This is a genomic window from Aliidiomarina sp. (genome assembly GCF_047920995.1).
Lineage (GTDB): Bacteria > Pseudomonadota > Gammaproteobacteria > Enterobacterales > Alteromonadaceae > Aliidiomarina.
Window position 1 is genome coordinate 1 of sequence record NZ_JBLRWZ010000091.1, and the last position, 539, is coordinate 539.

The following is a 539-nucleotide window of genomic DNA, read 5'->3' on the forward strand; positions in this document are numbered from 1 at the left end:
CATTCAGCCTTTTTTGGTCTGTAGCGATGTTTTTAATCCTCTAAAATAATTCGACCGCGGCGAGCAACGTCCTCATTCAGCAAGGAAACGAAGCCCTCAAGCGCCATTGCGCCTAAATCTTCACCCTTGCGAGTTCGTACTGCCACGGTATTTTCCTGCGCTTCTCGATCCCCTACTACAATTAAATAAGGAACACGGCGCAGCGTATGCTCGCGTATTTTAAAGCCAATCTTCTCATTTCTCAAGTCTGTATCTGCTCTAAATCCCTGATTTTGCAATTGTCCGGCAATTTTTTGCACGTAAGCCGACTGTTTATCACTGATTCCCATCACAATCACTTGACGCGGTGCTAACCAAGTTGGGAAGGCGCCAGCGTACTCTTCGATCAAAATGCCGATAAAACGCTCGAGTGAACCGAGAATTGCGCGATGCAACATAACAGGCACTTGCTTGGATCCATCGTCGGCAACATAAGTTGCCTCCAGACGACCTGGCATCGAAAAATCGACCTGAATCGTGCCACATTGCCAGACCCGGCC

At 48.2% G+C, this 539-nt stretch carries 1 protein-coding gene; it reads right to left on the reverse strand.

Annotation, left to right across the window (positions count from 1 at the left end):
• Positions 1 to 32 precede the first annotated feature (32 nt).
• A partial coding sequence (locus tag ACNA7P_RS11245) for a His/Gly/Thr/Pro-type tRNA ligase C-terminal domain-containing protein (protein WP_416258714.1) occupies positions 33 to 539 on the reverse strand: 507 nt, incomplete at its 5' end.